The sequence below is a fragment of the Sphingobium sp. GW821-FHT02B05 genome, assembly GCF_059421905.1.
The window spans coordinates 1,528,158-1,545,953 of sequence record NZ_JBWKVW010000001.1 but is presented as its reverse complement, the minus strand read 5'-3'; the positions used below and the strand labels follow the sequence as shown (position 1 = coordinate 1,545,953).

General features: G+C 65.8%; 22 protein-coding genes. 8 read left to right on the top strand and 14 right to left on the bottom strand.

The features are described 5' to 3' along the window. Positions 1-85: 85 nt before the first annotated feature. The 4 genes from AC07UX_RS07810 to AC07UX_RS07795 form a co-directional block, all read right to left on the bottom strand. Positions 86-337, bottom strand: coding sequence for a hypothetical protein (locus AC07UX_RS07810; protein ID WP_495191347.1), 252 nt, complete (start codon positions 335-337; stop codon positions 86-88). A gap of 288 nt (positions 338-625) precedes the next feature. Beyond that, positions 626-1,267, bottom strand: a complete 642-nt coding sequence (locus tag AC07UX_RS07805; RefSeq protein ID WP_495191829.1) for a heme exporter protein CcmB — start codon at positions 1,265-1,267, stop codon at positions 626-628. A gap of 2 nt (positions 1,268-1,269) precedes the next feature. Beyond that, positions 1,270-1,869 carry a heme ABC exporter ATP-binding protein CcmA gene (gene ccmA / locus AC07UX_RS07800; protein WP_495191346.1) on the bottom strand — a complete coding sequence of 200 codons (600 nt, stop codon included), beginning with the start codon at positions 1,867-1,869 and terminating at the stop codon, positions 1,270-1,272. Next, positions 1,866-2,273, bottom strand: coding sequence for a metallopeptidase family protein (locus AC07UX_RS07795; protein WP_495191345.1), 408 nt, complete (start codon positions 2,271-2,273; stop codon positions 1,866-1,868). Before AC07UX_RS07795 ends, ccmA begins: the two co-directional genes overlap by 4 nt. Before the next feature lie 40 nt (positions 2,274-2,313). Here AC07UX_RS07795 and AC07UX_RS07790 point away from each other — a divergent pair, with 40 nt between their 5' ends. Beyond that, on the top strand, positions 2,314-2,604 hold the full coding sequence (locus tag AC07UX_RS07790) for a 4a-hydroxytetrahydrobiopterin dehydratase (protein WP_495191344.1): 291 nt from the start codon (positions 2,314-2,316) through the stop codon (positions 2,602-2,604). Between the two features lie 119 nt (positions 2,605-2,723). Here the strand turns inward: AC07UX_RS07790 and AC07UX_RS07785 are convergent, their stop codons facing one another. The 3 genes from AC07UX_RS07785 to AC07UX_RS07775 are packed head-to-tail and all read right to left on the bottom strand — an operon-like array spanning position 2,724 to position 6,307. Next, positions 2,724-3,230: a hypothetical protein gene (locus tag AC07UX_RS07785; RefSeq protein ID WP_495191343.1), complete on the bottom strand. Its 507-nt coding sequence runs from the start codon at positions 3,228-3,230 to the stop codon at positions 2,724-2,726. After that, entirely contained in the window at positions 3,227-5,560 is a 2,334-nt protein-coding gene (locus AC07UX_RS07780) for a patatin-like protein (RefSeq protein WP_495191342.1), read from the bottom strand. Before AC07UX_RS07780 ends, AC07UX_RS07785 begins: the two co-directional genes overlap by 4 nt. Before the next feature lie 48 nt (positions 5,561-5,608). Further along, a complete protein-coding gene (locus tag AC07UX_RS07775) occupies positions 5,609-6,307 on the bottom strand; it encodes an endonuclease/exonuclease/phosphatase family protein (RefSeq protein WP_495191341.1) in 699 nt (232 codons plus the stop codon). An 88-nt stretch (positions 6,308-6,395) separates the two neighbouring features. Here AC07UX_RS07775 and radA point away from each other — a divergent pair, with 88 nt between their 5' ends. Both radA and AC07UX_RS07765 read left to right on the top strand, forming a co-directional pair. Further along, positions 6,396-7,763, top strand: a complete 1,368-nt coding sequence (gene radA / locus AC07UX_RS07770) for a DNA repair protein RadA (protein ID WP_495191828.1) — start codon at positions 6,396-6,398, stop codon at positions 7,761-7,763. A 12-nt stretch (positions 7,764-7,775) separates the two neighbouring features. Continuing rightward, a complete protein-coding gene (locus AC07UX_RS07765; protein WP_495191340.1) occupies positions 7,776-8,294 on the top strand; it encodes a CvpA family protein in 519 nt (172 codons plus the stop codon). 31 nt (positions 8,295-8,325) lie between these two features. On the opposite strand, the gene AC07UX_RS07760 is transcribed toward AC07UX_RS07765, so the two are convergent. The 4 genes from AC07UX_RS07760 to AC07UX_RS07745 all read right to left on the bottom strand — a co-directional run bounded on the left by AC07UX_RS07760 (position 8,326) and on the right by AC07UX_RS07745 (position 12,212). Further along, positions 8,326-9,243 (bottom strand): NAD-dependent epimerase/dehydratase family protein, encoded by a 918-nt coding sequence (locus AC07UX_RS07760; RefSeq protein WP_495191339.1) that lies wholly within the window; start codon positions 9,241-9,243, stop codon positions 8,326-8,328. 5 nt (positions 9,244-9,248) lie between these two features. Then, the gene (gene proB / locus AC07UX_RS07755) at positions 9,249-10,379 is read right to left on the bottom strand and encodes a glutamate 5-kinase (protein ID WP_495191338.1); all 1,131 of its coding nucleotides are present in this window, start codon (positions 10,377-10,379) and stop codon (positions 9,249-9,251) included. A gap of 90 nt (positions 10,380-10,469) precedes the next feature. Next, on the bottom strand, positions 10,470-11,564 hold the full coding sequence (obgE, locus tag AC07UX_RS07750) for a GTPase ObgE (protein ID WP_495191337.1): 1,095 nt from the start codon (positions 11,562-11,564) through the stop codon (positions 10,470-10,472). 30 nt (positions 11,565-11,594) lie between these two features. After that, positions 11,595-12,212, bottom strand: a complete 618-nt coding sequence (locus tag AC07UX_RS07745; RefSeq protein ID WP_495191336.1) for a TetR/AcrR family transcriptional regulator — start codon at positions 12,210-12,212, stop codon at positions 11,595-11,597. A gap of 54 nt (positions 12,213-12,266) precedes the next feature. Between AC07UX_RS07745 and AC07UX_RS07740 the strand changes: the two genes are divergently transcribed. Together AC07UX_RS07740 and AC07UX_RS07735 are read left to right on the top strand one after the other, a co-directional pair. Continuing rightward, complete coding sequence (locus AC07UX_RS07740; protein ID WP_495191335.1) at positions 12,267-13,118, top strand: metal-dependent hydrolase; 852 nt, start codon at positions 12,267-12,269, stop codon at positions 13,116-13,118. Between the two features lie 31 nt (positions 13,119-13,149). Beyond that, positions 13,150-13,677 (top strand): GNAT family N-acetyltransferase, encoded by a 528-nt coding sequence (locus tag AC07UX_RS07735; protein ID WP_495191334.1) that lies wholly within the window; start codon positions 13,150-13,152, stop codon positions 13,675-13,677. A gap of 44 nt (positions 13,678-13,721) precedes the next feature. Here the strand turns inward: AC07UX_RS07735 and AC07UX_RS07730 are convergent, their stop codons facing one another. From AC07UX_RS07730 to rplU, 3 genes are all read right to left on the bottom strand, one after another. After that, positions 13,722-14,294 carry a GNAT family N-acetyltransferase gene (locus AC07UX_RS07730; protein WP_495191333.1) on the bottom strand — a complete coding sequence of 191 codons (573 nt, stop codon included), beginning with the start codon at positions 14,292-14,294 and terminating at the stop codon, positions 13,722-13,724. A gap of 306 nt (positions 14,295-14,600) precedes the next feature. Next, the gene (gene rpmA, locus AC07UX_RS07725) at positions 14,601-14,870 is read right to left on the bottom strand and encodes a 50S ribosomal protein L27 (RefSeq protein ID WP_120250600.1); all 270 of its coding nucleotides are present in this window, start codon (positions 14,868-14,870) and stop codon (positions 14,601-14,603) included. 29 nt (positions 14,871-14,899) lie between these two features. Further along, the gene (gene rplU, locus AC07UX_RS07720; RefSeq protein WP_495191332.1) at positions 14,900-15,196 is read right to left on the bottom strand and encodes a 50S ribosomal protein L21; all 297 of its coding nucleotides are present in this window, start codon (positions 15,194-15,196) and stop codon (positions 14,900-14,902) included. Positions 15,197-15,418: 222 nt separating this feature from the next. Between rplU and AC07UX_RS07715 the strand changes: the two genes are divergently transcribed. From AC07UX_RS07715 to ybaL, 3 genes are all read left to right on the top strand, one after another. After that, a complete protein-coding gene (locus AC07UX_RS07715; protein ID WP_495191331.1) occupies positions 15,419-15,820 on the top strand; it encodes a hypothetical protein in 402 nt (133 codons plus the stop codon). A gap of 59 nt (positions 15,821-15,879) precedes the next feature. Beyond that, on the top strand, positions 15,880-16,011 hold the full coding sequence (locus AC07UX_RS07710) for a hypothetical protein (RefSeq protein WP_495191330.1): 132 nt from the start codon (positions 15,880-15,882) through the stop codon (positions 16,009-16,011). Between the two features lie 140 nt (positions 16,012-16,151). Further along, positions 16,152-17,792 carry a YbaL family putative K(+) efflux transporter gene (ybaL, locus tag AC07UX_RS07705; protein WP_495191329.1) on the top strand — a complete coding sequence of 547 codons (1,641 nt, stop codon included), beginning with the start codon at positions 16,152-16,154 and terminating at the stop codon, positions 17,790-17,792. Positions 17,793-17,796 lie beyond the last annotated feature (4 nt).

Below are 17,796 nucleotides of genomic sequence, written 5' to 3'. Positions count from 1 at the left end.
TGGCGGCACTGGCCTACGGCTCAGGATCCACCGCGCCTCCTCGGTCCGCCCTTGCCAAAGGACATGGCGCGATCCGGTACAGCGCTCATCCAGCCCCCAACTCGCAACGCCACTGGGGCCGCAGCGCCATCTTGGCCGCGCCGATCATCTGCCGATGCGCCATGCTGTCGGGCAGCACATCGATCCACGACTGGCCCGTCATGACCCCATAGCTTTCACGCCAGATCTTGCCCGCGATCAGGTCAATCTCTTCGTCCGTGGGTTGATGCTGTTCGGCCAGACATCGCACGAGCAGCCGATGAAAGATATTGCCGGAATTCTGGCGAATTCGGTTCATGGTGACGTCCTCTCCATGGCGCCGATTTTTATCGGCATCCGTAGGGGAAGGTGCCTGATTCGCACGCCTCCGTCAATCAATGGGGCCGCAAAGCTGTCCTATCGGCCGCCATCATGCCATGCTCGCGCATCGCCAAGGCGCTGATGCGAGGCTTTCCGATAGGATCAGGCCGGCGCAACAAAATGTCCGAATTGACGGGAAATGTGTGAAGTTAAGGCATTTCGACGTCGTCCGGCACGGATGACGGCGCGCAATTTGCGGCGACAAAAGACTATCGCGGGCAAAGATCTATTCCCGCCCTGCCCGGATCGCCGCGCCGCCGGCAAAGGGCGTGATAGCCACCAGCAGCAAGGATGCCGCACCCAGGAATTTGAGCGCCGCGCCGCTCCCGTCGCCCAGCGTCCCCGCGCCGAAAATCAGCAGCGGCACCGCCAGCGGCAGTGCCAGCAACCCGGCCAGCGCCCCGCTGGACCGCAACCCGGCCGTCAGCGTGGCCACCAGCAACCCCAGCGCCGCCAGCGCGGGCGTCCCGATCAACAACCCCAGTTCCAGCGTCGCTATAGTCCCGCCGTCCAGCTTCAGCAGCGCGGCGGCGGGCAGGGTGGCGATCATCAGCGGCGGGCCGAAGCCCAGCCAGTGCGCCACCAGCCGCGCCGTCACCACCCATTCCTCGCCAATGCCGCGCAGCGCGATCTGGTCCAGTATGCCGGCCTGCATGTCCGGCGCGACCAGCCGATCGACCGGCAACAGGCTGGCCAGCAGCGCTGCGATCCACAGCATCCCGCCGCCGGTCCGCCCCAGCAGCGCCGCATCCGGCCCGACCGCAAAGGGATAAAGGCTGGCGACCAGCAACAAGAAGGCGACGGGCAGCCATAGGCCCGCCGATGCCCAGGCCTGGCGCAGGTCACGCGCCGCCAGCAGCCACATCATTCTCATGCCGCGTCTGCCCGATAGTCCGACAGCGCCAGCGTCACCGGTGCGTCGATCGGCAGCGGCTGGTGCGACGCCGCGACCACGATCCCGCCCGCCGCCAGGTGTCCGGCCACCGCCCGGCCCAACAGGTCCAGCGACGCCATATCCAGCCCGTTGCCCGGTTCGTCCAGCAACCACACGCCCGCGCCGCTTGCGATCACGCGCGCCAGCATCGCCCGCTTGCGCTGGCCGGTCGACAACATCCGCACCGGCACCTGCGCCAGTCCCGTCAGTGCCATCGCGGCCAGGGCGGCATCGACCGCATCCGGCCCGGTCCGGTCCAGCTTCGCCCAGAAGGACAGGGCATCGCGTAGCGGCTGCTCACCGTCCAGCGCCAGCCGTTCGTCGGTCATCGCCACGCCGCCGCCGCGCTCCACCGTCCCGGCAAAGGCCGGCAGCAACCCGGCGCAGATTCGCAACAGGCTGGATTTTCCGACGCCGTTCGGCCCGGTCAGCAACGCGCCGTCGCCCGGTTCCAGGGTCAGGTCCACCCCCGTAAACAGCATCCGCCCGCCCCGCAGGCAGGCCACATCGGTCAGGCGCAACGCCGCACCGGTCATAGCGTGACCATGTCCTCCAGGACATGCATGTCGATATCCGACAGGCCGAAATGATGGCCGATTTCATGCACCACGACATGGGTGATGAGCGCGTCCAGCGGCACGCCCGTCTCCACCCATTCGTCCAGCAGCGGCCGGCGGAACAGATGCACGGTCGGCGGCCCGTCCCCGGTCTGCGCTTCCTGACCGATCGTTCGGCCGGTGTAGAGGCCCGTCAGTTCGAACGGGTCGCTCAGGTCCATTTCCTTCAGGATCGCCGCGTCCGCAAAATCCTCCACGAACAGCACGACGTCGGACAGATGCTCGGTGAAGGGAGAGGGGAGCCGGCTCAGCGCGACAAGCGCCAGCGTCTCAATCTCTTCCCTGGTGGGAGCGAAGCGGGGCGGTTGACCGTTGGACGACATGCCTGCCACATACCCCAAGGCATTTCATGAGGATAGGGACATGATTGGTAAACTGACCGATGAGGAACGCGCCCTTGCGCTCGCCGACCTGCCGCAATGGACGCCGGTATCGGACCCGGACGGCATCTCCCGCCGCTTCACCTTCACCGATTTCGTGGGCGCCTTCGGCTTCATGACGCGCGTCGCGATTATGGCTGAAAAGGCGGACCATCATCCCGAATGGTCGAACGTCTATAACCGGGTGGACATAATTCTGACCACCCACGACGCCGGCGGCCTGTCGCAGCGGGACGTCGATCTCGCCAAGGCGATTGATGGGCTGGCGGAGTGAGGCAAATGATCCGGGCCGGCGACCCCAGTCGTTACCCGTCACCCCAGCGAAGGCCGGGGTCGCAGCAAAGGAAGCGCAAGGCTGCCTGAGATCCCAGCCTTCGCTGGGATGACGATACCTCAATAATTCGCCACGCCCTCGATATGCGTGTCATAGCCCTTGAGCGCGCTCGTCACCGACGCATCCCCGGCATAGCGTCGGCGCAGCATCGCCAGACGGGCGTCTGTCCCCTGGCACAGTTCGGCGATATTCTCGGCGATATAGGCGCGCCGTTCCGCATCATAGGCCTGCTCGCCCCGGAAATGGTCGCATCCGTCGCGGTCGACCATGAAGGCGGTGACTTCCTGGGGGAAGGGCAGGGCGGATACATCATCGCCCGACGGCGGCAGGTCCATCACGTTCCGCGGCGCCGGCTGGGCGCGGACGGTGACGACCGGCGATGCCTTGGTCGGGACGGTCGCATTCTTGATCGGCAGCGGCGCCGGCTCCTCCGGCAGCAGGGTGGCGACGACGGTCGGCGGCGCGATGCCGTTATCGGCCTGCGCGCTGTCATCGGACGAGTCGCGACAGCCGGCGACCAGCGCCAGCATCAGCACCACAGTAACCAGACCAAAACGCCCGCTCACCCGATCTCCTCCCGCAAGCTGGCGATAAGATCGGCTACATGGGGCAGCCGCGACTCTTCCTCATCGAGGATCGCCAGAAACGCGGCCCGCCTATAGTCGGCCAATGCTTCGGGCGAAAGACGGCTTGCTGCGGGCATGGCCGAAATCACGATATCCAGAAGCCGCTCTACCCCGTGCAGCCGGCCCCACAGATAGTCATTCTCGCGATAGACCCTGCTAAAGAAAGCCCCGAAGTTGTTGAATTCAATGCCCTTGAGCGTCGCGCTTGCTCCGCCGCCCCGGATCGCGGAGCAATCTTCCGGCGAAATCCGATCGACCTTCACCGGATCATATTCATCCAGAGTGTCACCCTGGAGCAACGGTAAGGTGGCGATATCGGTAAAGGGGAAGCCCAGATAGGCGAGCAGCATGGTGCGGCGCCCCCCCTTGGGCAGGCCGGCGAACGCCTCCGCCAGCATCAGGTCGGCCGCTTCGTCCCGCGCCTTCAATCCGCGTGCAGCTGCCACCGCTTCCATCGCCGCTGCCGCATCGGTCGGCACGGACTTGGCCGCTACGATCGCCTCTGCCCCGTAAAACTCGCTATCCTCGCACTCGGCGTAGAGGCTGAGCGCCCCATAGATGGCATCGTGCATCGCCAGCACCGCCGGATCGTCGGCCTCCGCCTCCAGTTCCAGCGTATCGGCCAGCCGCCGCGCCAGATAGCGCAACCGCCGGATGCGGAAGGCCAGGTCATGGGCGCGGAAGAAAGCGACCGGCGCCGACGCCGATCCGCCATCGTCGCTCAATTGGTCCGCCCCCCCGGCGCGGATCGCGGCCCAGATCGCCTGGCGATAGCTTTCCCGCATCATCGCGCTGTCCTCGCCGCTCAGGCGAAACAGCAGCGAACAAAGCGATTCGACGATCCCCGACAATTTCAGATGGCCATAGGCGGGATAGGCAAAGCCCGCCGCGCTCGCCGCCCGCTGCTGCGCCTTGCCGCGCCAGGCGGAAAGGCGCGCGGGCGTCGGCCGGTCGAGAAACAGCATCCGCCCGATCGCGCTTTCCACATCGGCCTCTATGCCGGGGCGCAACGCATCCAATATCCGCCGCATCCGCCGGATGCCCGCACTATGCCGGTCGATCGCTTCCAGATTGTCGCGGATCGGCTGCTCGCGCGGAATGTCGGACAGGGCGCCGAAGATGGTCCGGAAAAATCCGGGCAGCGGCGCATCCTCGCCGGTCGGCGCGTCCTGCTGCTCGCCCTCCTTGTTCAGGCGGATGGACCGGTGCCCAGGCTTGGGGTCGATATAGACGAAGCGCCGGTCAACCTCCCGCCGCGACGGCCGGTTCTTCAGCGCGCCGATCGCCTGCGCGAAGGGCGCGTTCGCCAGCACCGATCCGTCGATCAGTACGGCGTCCTCCGCCGTCCCGCGCGCCGCATGGCGGGGCAGGGCGCGCGCCAGGAATGCGTCGCGCGTCGGCCACCCGCGATGCTGGCGCTTCAACACCCGGTCCAGTTCCCGCACGGTAAAGGGGGGAAAGGCACCGGGGAAACTTGCCGTCGCCCGCGCCGCAAACACCAGCTCGGCCGCATCGGCGAAACCCCGTTCTCCGCGCCCGCGCGCCTTGAAGCCTATCGACAGCCGATGCTCCGTCTCGATCACCTGCGCCGGGCTGTTCAGGTTCAGGCTCTGGGGATGCCCCTCGAAATCCGTGACCGTCACGAACAGGTCGAGCGGATGCCCGTCCGGCAACAGCGGTTGCCCCTTGTCCGCCGCCGCCATCGCGTCGAACGCATCGACCAGCATGGCCGAAAATATCTCCCCGCCAAAGGGCGGCTCGAACCAGCGCGACCGGATGAAGCGGGAAAGTTTCATCCGCACTTCCTCGCGCGTGTCCGGCGCCACGGTCCGCTCCACCGCATCGCCCGGCCGTCGCGCCGCCATCCACACCAGAGGCGTGGCCCAGAATTTCGTCATGGCGCGGGCAGGGCGGGCATCGGGGTCCAGCAGCCGGTCGACATCGGCATTGTCCAGCCACATGGTCGTCAACGGCTCCAGCGACTGGCCCGTCTCGATCGCCTGCGCCAGGAAAATGCCGTTGATCCCGCCCGCGCTGGCCCCCGCGATAATGTCTGGCATGACACGCAACCGCACGCCGCTTGCGGCCGCCATATCCGCCAAGACCTGCGCATAGACGGCCTCGCTGCCACCGCTGGCCGGCACGCCATCATGAAAGGCCCGGCTGGCGCGCGCCAGATGCCACACCTCCTTGGTGATGCCGTGCATGTAGATCGCCAGGCTGATCCCGCCATAGCAGACCAGCGCCAGTCGCAATTCCCGCTCCTTCATGGGGCGAACGTCGCAGAGGGCGGCGGGATTGGCAACCCAAAGCGGCGGTTACCCAACCGCAAACTCCGCCCAGATCGGCAGATGATCCGAAGCCTTCCGCGCCGCTGCGCTTTCATGCACGCCGCAATCCTTCAGGGTCAGCTTGCCGCAATGCATGATCCGGTCCAGCCGCGCCACCGGCCGCCGCGCATGGAAACTCCGCCCGCACGGCGCAAAGCTGTAATGCCGCGCAAAATCGGCGAGGCAGCCACGCTCCGCGCTCCATTCGTTCAGGTCGCCCATCAGCACGGTGGGCATCGCCTCACCCTGCGCCGCCGCATGGATGACCGCCGCCGCCTGCCGCCGCCGCCACAGGCCCGACAGGTCCAGATGCATGCCGAACACCCGCACCGTCGCGCCGTTCAGCGTCACTTCCGCCATCGTCGCCCCGCGCGGCTCCAGATAGGGCAGGTGCAGCACGTCATGGGCGGCGACCTCCGCCTCCTTGCGCACCAATATCGCATTGCCGTGCCAGCCCATGGAATCGGTCTGCACATTCAGCGGCACCGGCCGATAGCCGCTCTGATTGTCCATCAACAGCGGCGGGATCGCCGCAGACCGCACGCCAAAGCGCCGGTCGGCCTCCTGCAACGCGACGATATCGGCATCCACCTGCGCCAATACCTCCAGCACCCGTTCCGGCACCCGCCGCCGATCGGTGCCGATGGCCTTGCGGATATTATAGCTGGCTACCCGGATTGTTTTCATGGCGTTTCAATGCGCCAGCGCGGCGGATGTTTCCAGATCATGTTTTGATGTTCTTGCAATGTTCGCACGCCGTCGGCATATCCGTGCCATGGCCAAGGCAAAACGCAAATTCGTCTGTCAGCAATGCGGCACCGTCGCCAGCCGGTGGCAGGGTCAGTGCGAGGATTGCGGCGAATGGAACAGCATCGTCGAAGAAGCGGCGGAAACGGTCTTTTCGTCCCGGCACGACCTGCAAAATGGCGGACGCGCCATCACGCTGGTCGGCCTTGACAGCCAGGTCGAACTGCCCCCGCGCACCAGTACCGGCATCGCCGAATTCGACCGGGCGCTGGGCGGCGGCATCGTCCATGGTTCCGCGACCCTGATCGGTGGCGATCCAGGCATCGGCAAATCCACGCTGCTGCTGCAAGCGGCCGCGCGCATCGCCGCGAGAGGCCTGTCGGTGGCCTATATCAGTGGCGAGGAAGCCGCCGATCAGGTCCGTTTGCGGGCCCAGCGCCTCGGCCTCGGCAATGCGCCTGTGCAACTGGCCAGCGCTACCTCCGTCCGCGATATCCTGACGACCTTGGGAGAGGGGCCGCCGCCCGCGCTGCTCATCATCGATTCGATTCAGACGATGCACAGCGACCTGATCGAAGGGGCGCCCGGCACCGTCAGCCAGGTCCGCGCCTCGTCCCAGGAACTGATCAAATTCGCCAAGCAACGCGGCACCGCGCTGATCCTGGTCGGCCATGTGACCAAGGATGGCAGCATCGCCGGTCCGCGCGTGCTGGAACATATGGTCGACACCGTGCTGGCGTTTGAGGGCGAACGCAGCCACCAATATCGCATTCTGCGTGCGGTCAAGAACCGCTTCGGCGGCACGGACGAGATCGGCGTGTTCGCCATGGTCGCTGAAGGGCTGGAGGAAGTCGCCAACCCCTCCGCGCTCTTCCTCACCAACCGCGACGAAACGGTCACGGGCGCGACCGTCTTCCCCGCACTGGAAGGCACCCGTCCGGTCTTGGTGGAAATTCAGGCGCTGGTCGTGCGCCTGTCCAGCGGCGCTACGCCCCGGCGCGCCGTGGTCGGCTGGGACAGCGGCCGGCTCGCCATGATCCTTGCCGTGCTGGAGGCGCGCTGCGGCCTCAGCTTTTCGACCTGCGAAGTCTATCTGAACGTTGCGGGCGGTTATCGTCTGACCGATCCGGCTGCCGACCTTGCCGTCGCCGCCGCGCTCATTTCCGCCATGTCGGAACGGCCGGTGCCGGTCGATATCATTCTGTTCGGCGAAATCGCCCTGTCGAGCGAAATCCGCCCCGTCTCTCATTCGCCGCTGCGTCTGCGCGAAGCGGCGAAGCTCGGTTTTACCCGCGCCTATATCCCGGCCTCGGCCGCGGACGGGGTGAAGGGAATCGCGGTCAGTGGTTTCCGCACCCTCGCGCAGTTGGTTGACCAGATGCTGGGACGCGGATAGCGACAGCGCATAATGAACGCCATCGACATTCTCGTCCTGCTCGCCATCGGCGGGTGCGCCATATTGGGCCTCATGCGCGGTTTCGTGCTCGAAACCCTCTCGCTCATCGCCTGGGTGCTGGCGATCTTCGCCATCCGCCTGTTCCACGCCCCGACGGCCGAATTGCTCAGCGCCTTCGTCGGCAACAGCAGCGGCGCCGCCATGCTGGCGCTGGTCCTCGTCTTCGGCGTGACCTTCGGCGTGGGGAAACTGATCGCCCACGCCATCGGTCGCCGCACCCGCCAGTCGATCCTGGGTCCGGTCGACCGGGTGCTGGGCGCGGGCTTCGGCGCGGTGAAGGGCCTGATCGGCGCGACGATCCTCTTCCTCGCCTTCAGCCTGGTCTATGACACATTCTACGGCAGCGGCGCCCGCCGGCCCGACTGGCTCAGCGACGCGCGTACCTATCCGTTGCTCAATGCCAGCGGTCAGGCGATCAGCGAATTTCTGGCAGAACAGCGCGCAAGGAAACCAGCGCCGGAGGATCGGTAACCGGTCCCCGAACGGAAAGGGGGCAGCGACCCTACAGCCAGCCCTTCAACCGATAGGCCGCCACGGTCGCGCTCAGCCCATCCTCGGTCTTCACCTGCGGCAACCACAGCCGCTTGGGCGGTTGCTTGCGCTTGCCCACCACCCAGTCGGGGTGACAGAAATAATCGACCCGATCCGGCGTCAGCTTGGCTTTCCTGCCGCGCACCAGCCGGTCGGTCCGCGCCGCGACGTTCAACAGCCATTCCGGCGTCGCCAGCGTCTTGACCGACCGCCCGACCGCCCGGCCGATCGCCTGCCCGAAATCCTTGTGATCCCATCCGCCCGGCGTACCGTCATCGACCTCATAGATGCGGGTGAGGCTGTTCTCCCGCTCCCCCGACAGCGCCAGCAGCAGCGCGGCCAGATCGCCCACATGAATCACCGACAACCGCCCGCCCGGCGGCAGCATCATGATGCCGCGCTTGGCCATGCGGAACAGTTCCAGCATCTCCTTGTCGCCCGGCCCGTAAATCGCCGGCGGCCGCACGATCGTCCAGTCCAGGCCGCTGGCCTTCACATGTTTTTCGGCCAGTTCCTTGGACCATCCATAGTCGGACAGGCCCGGCTCCCGCGCCGCCAGCGACGACACATGCACCAGCCGCTTGACCCCGCGCTTGCGCATCGCATCGACCACCGCCATGGTTCCGCGCGCATTGCCCGTCTCGAAACCGTCGCGGTCGGGCGCGTTCACCACGCCTGCAATATGGATCACCGCATCGGCATCGCGCACCAGCGTGTCGAGCGCGGCTGCATCCTCCAGCGATCCATGCACCCATTTCAGCTTCGCGCGCGGCGGCTGTGCCCGGCGGGTCAGCGCATTGACGCGCAACCCGTCGCCCAGCGCCTGTTCCAGCACTTCGGCGCCGACGAAACCCGTCGCGCCGGTAATGGCAATCCGCATCTGCTGCATACCCCTCAGACCATCGCCATATGGTCGCGATGGACCAGCACGGACCGGGGCATCTCGCCCAGCAGCGTCGCGATATCCTCGCTGCGCTTGCCCGCAATCTTCACCGCCGCTTCGCTGTCATATTCGATCAGGCCGCGCGCGATGACCCGGCCGTCCTGCGCCACGATATCGACCACATCGCCGCGATCGAACATACCCTCGACCTGGGCGACCCCAGCGGGCAGCAGGCTGTTGCCCTTGCCCAGCGCCTTTTCCGCACCGGCATCCACGATGATCCGCCCGCGCGTCGTCAACCGCCCGGCCAGCCAGCCCTTGCGCGCGCCCTTGCCTTGGGCGGCCAGGAAAATGGACCCGCGCCCGCTTGTCGCCCAATGCGCCAGCGGCGAATCCACCTTGCCCGAAATGATGGCCAGATGCGCGCCCGCACCCGTGGCGATGCGCGCCGCCTGAATCTTCGACACCATCCCGCCCGATCCCATGCCGGACGCGGAGCCGGTATCGGCCATCGCCGCGATCCGGGCGTCGATCGTCTCGATTGTCTCTATCAGCATGGCGCTGGCATCGACGTGCGGGTTGGCGGTGTAAAGCCCGTCCACATCGGAAAGCAGCGCAACCGCGTCAGCCCGTGCCGCCTGTCCGATGCGCGCCGCCAGCCGATCATTGTCGCCAAAACGGATTTCGCTCGTCGCCACGCTGTCATTCTCGTTGATGACCGGTACGACATCCAGCGCCATCAGCCGCTCCAGCGTGGCCGAAGCGTTCAGATACCGCCGCCTGTTTTCCAGATCGTCCAGCGTCACCAGCATCTGCGCGGCGGTGATGCCTTTCTCGTCCAGCAGGCTGGCCCAGCATTGCGACAATGCGATCTGCCCGGTCGCCGCCGCCGCCTGCGCATCCTCCAGGCTGCCGCGCCCGCCCTTTGGCAGGTTCAGCCGCCGCGCGCCCAGCGCGATCGCGCCCGACGACACGATGATGACCTGCTGACCCGCCGCCTTGCGCGCCGCCACATCGGCCACCAGCGTACGCAGCCAGTCCACCCGCACCTGTCCCGCCGGATCGACCAGCAGGGCCGACCCGATCTTGATGACCAGACGGCGGACGAGGGCAGGGGGGAAACCGGAAAGGGATGAGGTCACAGTAAAAGGTCCGTTCAGTTCGAGCCTGTCGAGAACCCCCGCGCAAAGTTCTCGACAAGCTCGAACCGAACGGAGGTTGATGATCTGGCTCTAGATCGGCGACCAGCCGGCTTCGCTTTCAGCGCCGCCTTCTTCACGGTCCTCAGTCTCCTGATCCATCATCAGCAGCACCGCATCCAGCAATGGACCCACGCCTTCGCCAGTCGCGCCGGAAATGATGAAGACATCCTCCACGCCCGCTTCCTCGCGCAGCTGGTCGGCAATGTCCTCCATCAACTCCTGCCCCAGCAGGTCGCCCTTGTTCAGCACCACCAGCTGCGGCTTTTCGTCCAGACCTTCCCCGTACGCCGCCAGTTCGTCGGTGACGACATGGAACGCTTCGACCGGATCGTCGGTCGTCGCGTCGATCATGTGGAGCAGCACGCGGCAACGTTCGATATGGCCCAGGAAGCGGTCGCCAATGCCCACGCCTTCGGCCGCGCCCGCGATCAGGCCGGGAATATCCGCCAGCACGAATTCGCGGTCGCGATGCAGCACCACGCCCAGCTGCGGCTTGGTGGTGGTAAAGGCATAGGCACCGACCTTCGCCTTGGTATTCGTCACCTGATTGATCAGCGTCGATTTGCCCGCATTGGGCATCCCCACCAGCCCGACGTCGGCCAGCAGCTTCAGCCGCAACCACACCCACATTTCCTGACCCGGCCAGCCCGTGCCATGCTGGCGCGGCGCGCGGTTTGTGCTGGTCTTGTACGACATGTTGCCACGCCCGCCATCGCCGCCGCGCAGGAAGGTAACGCGCTGCCCCACTTCGGTGAAGTCGGCCAGAACGTCCTGATCCTCATATTCGGGATAGCCGTCCTCGTCCTCGCTGCCCTCGATCGGCTTGGGGTCGGACAATATCTGCGTGCCTACCGGCACCTTGATGATCAGGTCCTTGCCGCCCGCGCCATAGCGGTTCTTGCCCATGCCGGGCGTGCCGCGCTGCGCCTTGAAATGCTGGGTATAGCGGAAATCGATCAGGGTATTGAGGCCCTGCACCGCTTCGAAGATGATGTCGCCGCCCTTGCCGCCATTGCCGCCGTCGGGGCCGCCATATTCCTCGTATTTTTCACGGCGGAAACTGACCGCGCCGGGGCCGCCCCAGCCGGATTTGATGTAGATTTTGGCTTGATCGAGAAAATGCATGGCGCGCCCATAACCGCAAAAGGCAAAAAGTTAAACCTTGGCTTGCGCTGCAATGGCCGCAGCTTCCTGCATCAGCGCAAAAGTCAGGCTCCTCGTGGCGATTTCCCGCGCTTTTTCGCGGGGCAGGGCCAGCGCCCCGGCCATTGCGCCACCCAGCTGCGAATCGCCCAAAGCCAGCAGCACCAGCATCAGCGTATTCTCCCGGATCAATTCGGCGAGGTTGGCGGTGAGCGCGCTCGCTGCCAGCTTGTCGACCAGCCGGTGGATCGCCTCCACCACCGGGTCCAGCGCATCCTCATTGCCCGATGCCAGCATCCAGCTGGCCAGCGCGCCCGCGCCCTCCCGGTCGAAGGCGTCGAACGTCATGTCCACGATGATGCGCGGGCTGACCTCGCCGCGCCGCGCCGCATTGACCGCATCGCCGATCTTGGCCGTGATCGTCTCGCCCAGATGGGCCGCCAGCGCCTTTTGCAATCCTGCCGCCGACCCGAAATGGTGCAGCAGATTGGCATGCGTCCGGCCGACCCGCCCGGCCACGGCCTTGAGCGTCACCGCCTGCGGTCCCGCCTCGATCAGCAGGTCGCGCGCGGCCTCCACGGCGACGAGGCGGCTCTCATCCTGGCTGAGGCGTGCGCGTTTTATTGACATGAGTGTCAGTTACTCTTATTTACATCAATGTAAGTAACAACCGGAGGCATCCCCATGACCCCGACCGATCTCACCATTACACCTCGCGATCGTCGCTTTGGACGCGATCGCCGGGCCGCGCGACATTGGCTGAACGGCGACCCGATCGCCACGGCTTTCTTCAATGCCCTGTCGATCACCTTCCCGCGCGGGGAGGCCTATTTCATCGACAGCGTCCGCGCCTTTCGCGATGGCGTGCCGGACAGGCTGGCCCGCGAAATCGCCGCCTTCATCAAACAGGAGGTGGTCCACAGCCGCGAGCATCTGGCCTTCAACCGGCAGGTGACCGACCATGGCTATGACGTATCGCGCCTGGACGCCGACGTGACGATGGTGCTGGACCTCGCCAGGCAGCGGCCACCTATCGCCAGCCTGGCCGCGACCATGGCGCTCGAACATTTTACCGCCATCCTCGCCCATGAACTGCTGAGCGACCCGCGGCATCTGGACGGGGCCGATCCGGAGATCGCCGCGCTCTGGCGCTGGCACGCGGTCGAGGAGATCGAGCATAAGGGCGTCGCTCACGATACATGGGTTCACGCCACACGCGACTGGAGGCGGTTCAAGCGCTGGTGGGTAAAGAGCGCCATGATGCTGGTCGTGACCAAGCATTTCCTCCACCACCGCGCCCGCGGCATGATGGACCTGTTGCAACAGGATGGCATCACCGGACGGCGCGCATGGGGCGGTTTGCTCCGCTACGCACTGGTCCGGCCCGGCATATTGCGCCGTGTCGCGCGACCATGGCTTGGCTATTTCCTGCCGGGCTTCCACCCCTGGGCAGTGGACGATCGCGCGCTGATCGGGCTGGCCGAAAGCCCCTATGCCGACGCGCTCCCGCAGGGCGCCCTGCCGTCGCCGGCTTGACCGGACGCGATCGACGGCGTCTTATCAGCGCATGACGCAAGCCCCCACATTGGAAACCATCCGCCTGATCCTGCGCCCCCATGCGGCGGAGGATTACGCCAACTGCCGGACATTATGGGCCGACGCGGATGTCGTACGCCATATCGGCGGGATGCCGCAGGACAGCCAGGCCGTCTGGTTCCGCATCCTGCGCTATGCCGGTATGTGGTCGCTGCTCGGCCACGGCATGTGGGTGATCGAGGAGCGCGACAGCGGCGCCTTCCTGGGCGAAGCGGGCCTGCTGAGCGCCGAACGCGGCCTGGCCGAACTGGAGGGCGTGCCCGAAGCGGGTTGGGTATTGGCGCCGCAAGCTTGGGGCAGGGGTATCGCCACAGAGGCGATGCAGGCGATCCTCGACTGGGCCGACGCACATGTCGCCGCGCCTTCGCTCCGCTGTATCATCGACCCCGACAATGCCGCGTCGGCCCATGTCGCGGAGAAACTGGGTTTCCACGCGCTCGTCGACACAGACTATGGCGGCAAGCCCACCCGTGTCTTCGATCGGCCGAAATCAGGCTAGAAACGATGCGTCATCCCGACATGGAGGGATGACGCAACATGGATTCACGCCGCCACGAGCAGCGCGTCGCGATACAGGTCCATGGCCGGGTCATTATCCTGTCGCATGGCGTCGCCTTCCTCGAACAGCAGGCAATCGACCATCGCGTCGCGGGCCAGGCTGTAGCGCTGCGCCTTTTGCCCGGTGAAGCGGAAGCCCAGCTTGCGCAGGACATTGCCCGATGCCGGATTGTCGGCAAAGTGGCAGGCGCGGATGTCGCGCACGCCATTGGCCCGCGCCATGCTCATCACCGCGCCCGCAGCTTCGGTCGCAAAGCCCAGGCCCCAATAGGGGCGGGCGATCCAGTAACCCAGTTCCGGTGCGCCATCTTCGTCGAGATGGATGCCGCAACCGCCCACCAGGCGCGGCGCGCCCTGGGTACGGGTAAAGGCCAGCAGGCGCGGCAATTGCGGATGCTGCGGCAGCGCCAGAAAAGCTTCCGCATCGTCCAGTCCATAGGGGCTGGGCGCACGGGTCAGGTTACGCAGGACCGACGCATCACCGATCGTCCGGGCCAGCATGGGGGCATCTTCCATCCAGCCCGGACGAAGGAGCAGGCGGGGGGTACGGGCAAACATTCTCGTCTCTCCTCTTGGCTGCGCCGTTAGCCGCCAATGATGACGACTTCGCGACGGCATGGTCTGGATGATTCCCCGCCGGCTAGACGCGCGAGAAGGCGTGGAGTTCCAGGGACTTGAGGGAAATCGGAAGAGGAAGTGCTGCTTTATTTCCTTGTCATGATCCGGTCAGGATCAGGCAACGGAAAAAGGGGCGCTCCCATGGTAGGAGCGCCCCTTGTTTCCCTCGAAAACCGGCAGGTGCCTGATGACATCTGCCGGGAGGATCGCCCCTGTTGCGGGGGGCGATCCGTCATCGATCACCCGTTATTCGGCGGCGAGCGCCACGGCGTCGACCGACACATATTTGCGGCCGAGCTTGCCGGTGTGGAATACCACGCGGCCTTCGTTCAGCGCGAACAGCGTATGGTCCTTGCCGATGCCGACATTGCGGCCCGGATAGACGCGCGTGCCGCGCTGACGGATGATGATGTTGCCGCCGATCACTTCCTGACCGCCGAACTTCTTCACGCCAAGGCGCTTCGACTCAGAATCGCGACCGTTGCGCGACGAACCGCCAGCTTTTTTATGTGCCATGACCTAAACTCCTTAACTTATGTCTGCGCTCAGGCGATCGACACGATCTTGAGGATCGTGTGATTCTGGCGGTGACCGTTCTTGCGGCGATAGTTGTGACGACGACGCTTCTTGAAGACGATGACCTTCTCGCCCTTCGCCTGCGCGATGATCTCTGCGGCAACGGTCAGCTTGGCAACGTCCTTCAGGTCGCCGCCTTCACCGGCCAGCAGGACGTCGTCCAGCGTAACCTTGTCGCCGGCTTTGCCAGCCAGCTTTTCAACGACGATCTTGTCTCCGGCGGCGACGCGATACTGCTTGCCGCCCGTGCGCACGATAGCGAACATGGCTTGTCTCTTCTCGTTCAAATCTGCTTTACGCAGCTCACCAAAGACATGATGCCTTGCCGACCCGCGCGGGAATGTGGCCCGTTAGTGGAATGACTCGCGCCTGTCAACCGATGGCGGTTCGGAACCGGGGTGGTTTTCCCGCTTTTTCATCCCTATCTTCACGGCTGCACAGGCCGGAACGGCATTATATATGGGCGATTACAGGAGCAAGTCCGGCGCATGCGGCAGGCTACAGAGTCATGGTGGATCGGAAAGGGCGCGTTGATGCGCTTGCCGATCCTTGCCGCCCTGTGGACGCTGCTGGCGGTCACTTTGCTATCCGCGCTGGCGCCGATGGGGCCACCGCTCAGCCGCGCCACCGGCTCCGCCTTCAATCCTGCAACGCTGGACGTCGTGCTCAAGGCCCGCGCCCAGCCTGCGTCCCAGACCGCGGTGGAAACGCCCCGCCCCGGTGGGGAGGGCGCACCGCCGCCCATGCTGCTGGCGCTGGCCCTGGCTCTCGTCCTGCTCGCGCTCCGCCACGTCCGGCCGATTGGCCCCACCGGCGATCATCGCGCCGCCATCCGATCCTCCACACCCGCGCGCACCCGTCGCGCCCGTGCGCCGCCCCGCGCTTCCTGACGATTCGCGTTAACGCCCGGCCCCGCAGCCGGGCTTCGTCGGAAGAAGGAGCATCTCCCATGGCTCGCAGGAAAGCAGCGCGACGCATCCGTCGTCGTCGCCCGCCCTGGTGGTTCATGCCCGCCATCATGTCTGGCCTCGCCATCGCGGCAGCCGGCCTGTCGGCGGTGATGATGACCGTCGTAGAATAAACATCCCTTCCATCCGTTCGGTTCGAGCGTGTCGAGAACCATCAGCCTGCGTTCCCGACAGGCTTGAACCGAACGGATGTGGTATAAATGTCCCGCCGGACGCAGCGCACAGCGTCCGGCGGCAGGATCGAAAGGCTTTCATGCCCCACCACACGCCCCTGATCGGCACCATCGTTGCCGGCCTCGTCGTCGCCTTCATCATGGGCGCCATCGCCCATCGCCTCAAACTCTCGCCGTTGGTCGGCTATCTGGTCGCCGGCATATTGGTCGGCCCCTTCACGCCCGGTTTCGTCGCCGATGCGGGCCTGGCCAATGAACTGGCCGAAATCGGCGTCATCCTGCTGATGTTCGGGGTCGGCCTGCATTTTTCGTTGAAAGACCTGTTGTCGGTCAGGAATATCGCCGTCCCCGGCGCGCTGGTGCAGATCGCGGTCGCGACCCTGCTCGGCATGGGCCTGGCTTATTATATGGGCTGGGGGCTGATGGGCGGCATCGTCTTCGGCCTCGCGCTCTCGGTCGCCAGTACGGTGGTACTGCTGCGCGCCTTGCAGGGCGCCGACCTGGTCGAAACCCGGCGGGGCCGAATCGCGATCGGCTGGCTGATCGTGGAGGATCTGGTGATGGTCCTCGCCCTCGTCCTGCTCCCCGCGCTTGCCGGCGTCCTCGACAATGCCGATGGCGGCGGCGGGGCAGGGGCGCTCGTAGCGCCGCTGCTGGGCACGCTGCTGAAGGTTGCGGGCTTCGTCGCCGTCATGCTGATCGTCGGCCGCCGCGTCATCCCCTGGGCGCTCCACTGGGTGGTCCATACCGGATCGCGGGAGCTGTTCCGCCTCGCCGTCCTTGCCATTGCGCTGGGCGTCGCTTTCGGTGCAGCCCTCGCCTTCGACGTGTCCTTCGCGCTGGGCGCTTTCTTCGCCGGCATGATTCTGGGCGAAACGCCGCTCAGCCGCCGCGCGACGGAGGAGACGCTCCCGCTGCGCGATGCCTTCGCCGTGCTGTTCTTCGTGTCGGTGGGGATGCTGTTCAATCCCTCGATCGTGCTGGAGCATCCGCTGCCCTTGCTGGCAACCGTCCTCATCATCGTCGTTGGCAAGTCGATCGCCGCTTGGGGCATCGTCCGCGCCTTCGGCCACGCCAATGTGACGGCGCTCACCATCGCGGCCAGCCTGGCGCAGATCGGCGAATTTTCCTTCATCCTGGCGTCGCTGGGCACCGGCCTTGGCGTCCTGCCCGCCGACGCGCGCGACCTCATCCTGGCCGGTGCGCTCGTCTCCATCTTCCTCAACCCCATCCTTTTCTCGCTCATCGTGCGCGACCACAAGAAGGATGAGGATGAGGCGGAAGTGGGCGCCGCCAAGGCGCCGGAAAAGCCGCGCATCGGCCATGTCATCCTGATCGGCTATGGGCGCGTGGGCAAGCTGATCGCCCTGCGCCTGCATGAACGCGATGTGCATTTCGTGGTTGTGGAGGGTGACCCGGAACGCGCGGAAGAAGCCGAGGAAAACGGCCTGTCGGTGGTGCGCGGCAATGCGCTGGAGGACAAGCATCTGCTCGCCGCCGGCATTTGCGAGGCGCGCCACCTGCTGATCGCCGTGCCCGAAGGCTATGAAGGCGGCGCCATCCACGACCATGCGCGCACCCTCAACGACAAGGTTCAGGTCATCGCCCGCGCGCATAGCGATGCGGAGGTCGAGCATCTGGAGCGGCTGGGCGTCCCCCATGTCGTCATGGGCGAACGCGAACTGGCCGGCCGCATGCTGACCCTGTGCGGCGTGAGATAAAGAA

Excerpts from the sequence above, each read along its gene's own strand:
- AC07UX_RS07810 (WP_495191347.1), bottom strand. The coding sequence starts at position 337 with ATGAACCGAATTCGCCAGAATTCCGGCAATATCTTTCATCGGCTGCTC.
- AC07UX_RS07805 (WP_495191829.1), bottom strand. The coding sequence starts at position 1,267 with ATGATGTGGCTGCTGGCGGCGCGTGACCTGCGCCAGGCCTGGGCATCG.
- ccmA (WP_495191346.1), bottom strand. The coding sequence starts at position 1,869 with ATGACCGGTGCGGCGTTGCGCCTGACCGATGTGGCCTGCCTGCGGGGC.
- AC07UX_RS07795 (WP_495191345.1), bottom strand. The coding sequence starts at position 2,273 with ATGTCGTCCAACGGTCAACCGCCCCGCTTCGCTCCCACCAGGGAAGAG.
- AC07UX_RS07790 (WP_495191344.1), top strand. The coding sequence starts at position 2,314 with ATGATTGGTAAACTGACCGATGAGGAACGCGCCCTTGCGCTCGCCGAC.
- AC07UX_RS07780 (WP_495191342.1), bottom strand. The coding sequence starts at position 5,560 with ATGAAGGAGCGGGAATTGCGACTGGCGCTGGTCTGCTATGGCGGGATC.
- AC07UX_RS07775 (WP_495191341.1), bottom strand. The coding sequence starts at position 6,307 with ATGAAAACAATCCGGGTAGCCAGCTATAATATCCGCAAGGCCATCGGC.
- radA (WP_495191828.1), top strand. The coding sequence starts at position 6,396 with ATGGCCAAGGCAAAACGCAAATTCGTCTGTCAGCAATGCGGCACCGTC.
- AC07UX_RS07765 (WP_495191340.1), top strand. The coding sequence starts at position 7,776 with ATGAACGCCATCGACATTCTCGTCCTGCTCGCCATCGGCGGGTGCGCC.
- AC07UX_RS07760 (WP_495191339.1), bottom strand. The coding sequence starts at position 9,243 with ATGCAGCAGATGCGGATTGCCATTACCGGCGCGACGGGTTTCGTCGGC.
- obgE (WP_495191337.1), bottom strand. The coding sequence starts at position 11,564 with ATGCATTTTCTCGATCAAGCCAAAATCTACATCAAATCCGGCTGGGGC.
- AC07UX_RS07745 (WP_495191336.1), bottom strand. The coding sequence starts at position 12,212 with ATGTCAATAAAACGCGCACGCCTCAGCCAGGATGAGAGCCGCCTCGTC.
- AC07UX_RS07740 (WP_495191335.1), top strand. The coding sequence starts at position 12,267 with ATGACCCCGACCGATCTCACCATTACACCTCGCGATCGTCGCTTTGGA.
- AC07UX_RS07735 (WP_495191334.1), top strand. The coding sequence starts at position 13,150 with ATGACGCAAGCCCCCACATTGGAAACCATCCGCCTGATCCTGCGCCCC.
- AC07UX_RS07730 (WP_495191333.1), bottom strand. The coding sequence starts at position 14,294 with ATGTTTGCCCGTACCCCCCGCCTGCTCCTTCGTCCGGGCTGGATGGAA.
- rpmA (WP_120250600.1), bottom strand. The coding sequence starts at position 14,870 with ATGGCACATAAAAAAGCTGGCGGTTCGTCGCGCAACGGTCGCGATTCT.
- rplU (WP_495191332.1), bottom strand. The coding sequence starts at position 15,196 with ATGTTCGCTATCGTGCGCACGGGCGGCAAGCAGTATCGCGTCGCCGCC.
- AC07UX_RS07715 (WP_495191331.1), top strand. The coding sequence starts at position 15,419 with ATGCGGCAGGCTACAGAGTCATGGTGGATCGGAAAGGGCGCGTTGATG.
- AC07UX_RS07710 (WP_495191330.1), top strand. The coding sequence starts at position 15,880 with ATGGCTCGCAGGAAAGCAGCGCGACGCATCCGTCGTCGTCGCCCGCCC.
- ybaL (WP_495191329.1), top strand. The coding sequence starts at position 16,152 with ATGCCCCACCACACGCCCCTGATCGGCACCATCGTTGCCGGCCTCGTC.